Annotated in this window: 4 protein-coding genes and 1 pseudogene; 2 read left to right on the top strand and 3 right to left on the bottom strand. The window is 68.1% G+C overall.

What is annotated here, in order from left to right; genetic code table 11:
- Positions 1–122: pseudogene (locus tag QZY48_RS00465) on the top strand (IS5/IS1182 family transposase); the annotation flags it as partial.
- A 121-nt stretch (positions 123–243) separates the two neighbouring features.
- Here QZY48_RS00465 and mnmA read toward each other — a convergent pair.
- The 3 genes from mnmA to QZY48_RS00450 form a co-directional block, all read right to left on the bottom strand.
- Positions 244–1,320, bottom strand: a complete 1,077-nt coding sequence (gene mnmA, locus QZY48_RS00460) for a tRNA 2-thiouridine(34) synthase MnmA (RefSeq protein WP_295426413.1) — start codon at positions 1,318–1,320, stop codon at positions 244–246.
- A gap of 247 nt (positions 1,321–1,567) precedes the next feature.
- On the bottom strand, positions 1,568–2,482 hold the full coding sequence (locus QZY48_RS00455) for a GIDE domain-containing protein (RefSeq protein ID WP_295426411.1): 915 nt from the start codon (positions 2,480–2,482) through the stop codon (positions 1,568–1,570).
- Positions 2,483–2,503: 21 nt separating this feature from the next.
- The gene (locus QZY48_RS00450) at positions 2,504–3,073 is read right to left on the bottom strand and encodes a LemA family protein (RefSeq protein WP_295426409.1); all 570 of its coding nucleotides are present in this window, start codon (positions 3,071–3,073) and stop codon (positions 2,504–2,506) included.
- Positions 3,074–3,245: 172 nt separating this feature from the next.
- Here QZY48_RS00450 and QZY48_RS00445 point away from each other — a divergent pair.
- A partial coding sequence (locus tag QZY48_RS00445) for a hypothetical protein (protein ID WP_295426408.1) occupies positions 3,246–3,584 on the top strand: 339 nt, incomplete at its 3' end.

The following is a 3,584-nucleotide window of genomic DNA, read 5'->3' as shown; positions in this document are numbered from 1 at the left end:
CCTGGAACGAGCGCGCACGCCGTTTGATCATGCACCATGATCGCCTGCTGTGCGTGTCCGAAGCCTGGGTCTGGCTCACTGAGGCGCGGATCCTTCTACGACGCATGACGACAACGACTTAATTTTGTCTATACCCTCTGAACGTTTCGAGGCCGGTGCGCATAGCGGATTCGGCGGCAGCTTCAAACGATTACGGACGGGGCGAATGCCCCGCCCGGCCCGCTAGCGTGCGCTCGATCCGGGCTACGGGGACCTCGCTCGCGCCACCGTCGCCCCGCCCAGGCAGGTATCGCCGGCGTAAAAGACCACCGCCTGCCCGGGGGCCACGGCGCGCTGGGGCTCGGCAAAGCGCACCGCGCACGCCTGGCCGCTGATCATGGTGATGGTGCACGCCTGCAACGGTTGCCGATGGCGCAACCGGGCCTCGCAGGGGAAGGGCAGGGGGCCGGGCGGAACGGCGCCGATCCAGTGCAGGCGGTCCGCGGTGAGCGACTGGGATAGCAACAGCGGGTGGTCGCCCCCCTGGACCAGGATCAGCGCATTGCGCCCCGGGTCCTTGGCCGCGACGAACCAGGGGGCATCGGTCCCGCCCAGCACCCCGCCGACCCCCAGTCCCTGACGCTGGCCGATGGTGTAATAGGCGAGTCCCTGGTGCTCCCCCAGCCGGTGGCCGTCCGGGGTCTCGATCGGTCCGGGTGCCCGCGGCAGGTAGCGGGCGAGGAAGTCGCGGAAGCGCCGTTCGCCGATGAAGCAGATCCCGGTGCTGTCGCGTTTCTCGGCGTTGTCGAGACCAAGTCCGCGGGCGATGGTGCGCACCTGGGGCTTGGTGAGGTCGGCGAGCGGAAACAGCGCATGGCGCAGTTGGGATTGGTCCAGCAGGTAGAGGAAATAGGTCTGGTCCTTGTTGGGGTCGGCGCACAGGCGCAACCGGCAGCCGTCCGGGTCGCGGGTGATGCGGGCATAGTGACCGGTCGCGATCCAGTCCGCACCCAGCCCCAGCGCATGGTCCAGGAAGGCGCGGAACTTGATGTCGCGGTTGCACAGCACGTCCGGGTTGGGGGTGCGCAGGGCCCGGTATTCCTCCAGAAAATACTCAAAGACCTGATCCCAATACTCGGTCGCGAAGTTGACCGTGCGCAACGCGATGCCGAGCCGTTGCGCGACCGCCGTGGCGTCCGCCAGGTCCTGGGCGGCGGCGCAGTAACCGGGCTCGTCGTCCTCTTCCCAGTTCTTCATGAACAGTGCCTCGACCCGGTAGCCTTGCTCGATCAGCCGGTGGGCGGCCACCGCGGAGTCGACCCCGCCGGAGAGACCGACCATGATCCGGTCGCCGGGTGCGGGCTGCCGCGCAGATGTCTCAGGCTGATGCGTCATGCCGGAAGAGAAGAAGAGTCAGCCGCAAATGAACGCAAATAAACGCAAATCGGTAGAACCGGCAGGCGATGTCCTACCCAAGCAGCCGGATCACCGCGCGTACAGACCAGCGCCGTCCCAGGTGCGAACGCAGTCGGCAGTGGAATTTTGCGTTCATTTGCGTTCATTTGCGGCTCAACTATCTTTGGCTGGATTATCCGCCGAACCGCGCCAGTCCGGCCAAGACCGCCGCGACCGCCGCGGCCACGAAGGCCGCGTTATAACCCAGGGCCTGCCACCGCAGCGTGGCGGCCAGGTCCTCCTCGGCGTAGGTGGAGATCACGAAGGGCTGGCGTTCGTCACCGGTGGCCGCCAGCCGGGCCAGCACCGGCGCCGCGCTGAGCTTGATCTCAGCGCGCTCGGCCAGGGCGGCGGCGGCACCGCGCGCCTGCTCCCATTCCTCCTGGCTGATGGTCCCGTCGCCGTTCGTGTCGATGCGCGCCAGGCGCGCCGGGTCCTGCTTCCAGACCTTGAGCAGGGCGCGCTGCAATTGGTCGCGCTCGGCGGGGCCGCGCAGCGGGGTCTCGAAGCGGCCCAGGCAATAGAGCGGGTCGCCGTCATCGATGCGCTCCTCGACATAGCGATACTGGTCGCTCGCCTGGTACCACTTGGTCGGCGTCACGCTGCGCGGGCTGCGGTGCGGGCCGGTCCACCGGTCCGCCCGGCGCAGGCGGACATAGGCACCGGTCGGGTCGACGAGGCACTGTCCGCTGCCGTCGTCGAGTTGGAAGGGCCCGGGGGACTCGCCGCCCTCGATCCGGTGCCACCCTTTGTTGCGCCCGCTGCCGCGCTCCTCGATGCGGTAGCGGTACCAGACGCAGGGCCGTCCGGTCAGGGGACCCTGGACCTGACCCAGGTGGGGGCGCGCGAGGCCGGCGAGTTCGACATAGCCCTGGGGTGCGGATTGGATGCGGGCGGTGGGGGTGTCGGTGATGGTGCGCAGCCGCCAAAAGGCCTGGCTGCCCCGGTACAGCAGCAAGGGCGCACCGATCGCCAGGGTGCCGAACAGGAACCAGAATGGCGCCGGGTCCAGGCCGAGCACCAGGTCATGGACCCACTGGGGTGCCATCGTCGCGTTCCTCGGCCGGCCTCAGCCGAACAGGGCCTTGAGGTCCAGGTCCGCGCGTTCCTGCGCGAACTCCAGGAGCTCGCGGGGCCGGGCGCCCATGAAGCGGGCGACCAGCACATCCGGGAACTGCTCGATGCGGACGTTGTTGAGGTTCACGCTGTCGTTGTACAGCTCACGGCGGTCGGCGATGGTGTCCTCCAGGTGGGAGACACGCCGGGAGAGCTGCTGAAAGCCCTCGTTGGCCTTGAGCTGCGGGTAATTCTCCGCCAGGGCGAACAACTGCCCGAGCCCGGCGCGGAGATCCGTCTCCGCCGCCCCCAGGGCGCGCATGTCCTGGCGGCGGCTCGCCTCCGCCACTGACCCGCGGGCGCGCACCACGCGCTCCAGCGTCTCGCGCTCGTAGCCCATGTACTGCTTGCAGACCTCCACCAGCTTCGGGATCTCGTCGTGGCGCTGCTTCAACGCCACGTCGATGTTGGACCAGGCGAGCGTCACCGCGTGCTTGAGGCGCACCAGGTTGTTGTAGATCTGGATCGTGTAGACCACCGCCGCCAGGAGCAGCGCAAGAAGGATCAGGGCGGTGATTCCCATGGGGGTCTCCGGTGGGCGATGGGGGGTGGGCAGGGGTGCCGAGTCGGGTTATTGTACCCGAGCCGTCCGTGCGGGTCGGTGCCGTCAGTCCGGCCGCCCGACTTGCAGGCAAGCCCGGTGCTCGATTCCCAGTGCCCGGTCCGGTTGCGGCGGCCGCAGGCAGCCCTATCCGGTGCCCGGCGCAGCGGCCAGGATCGGTCAGACGCCGCTGACGGACGGGGCGTTCCCGCCTGCATGGCCTGCGCCTGATGTTTCTGCACCGTGGCCGTTTACTGCCGAGCCAAAGAGGGTCGATCAGACATGCGAAACCGAAGGGTTGGTTGATGCCGGGCTCAGCGACTGGGGTGTATCGGCCTATGGCTATTTCACCAGTATCGACGCCTTTACCGGCCTGACCGACACCGGGAGCGCTTCAGCCGCGACGAGGTTTCGCGGGTTACCGAGCGTCGCGGGACACCGCGTCTGCGTCTCTGCGCCTCTGCGTGAGACCTTAAAGAATCTCACGCAGAGG

It is taken from the genome of uncultured Thiodictyon sp., assembly GCF_903828115.1.
Classification (GTDB): Bacteria; Pseudomonadota; Gammaproteobacteria; order Chromatiales; family Chromatiaceae; genus Thiodictyon.
Note: the sequence above shows the minus strand (reverse complement) of the source record. Positions and strands in the feature narration are given on the sequence as shown.

Excerpts from the sequence above, each read along its gene's own strand:
- mnmA (WP_295426413.1), bottom strand. The coding sequence starts at position 1,320 with ATGGTCGGTCTCTCCGGCGGGGTCGACTCCGCGGTGGCCGCCCACCGG.
- QZY48_RS00450 (WP_295426409.1), bottom strand. The coding sequence starts at position 3,073 with ATGGGAATCACCGCCCTGATCCTTCTTGCGCTGCTCCTGGCGGCGGTG.
- QZY48_RS00455 (WP_295426411.1), bottom strand. The coding sequence starts at position 2,482 with ATGGCACCCCAGTGGGTCCATGACCTGGTGCTCGGCCTGGACCCGGCG.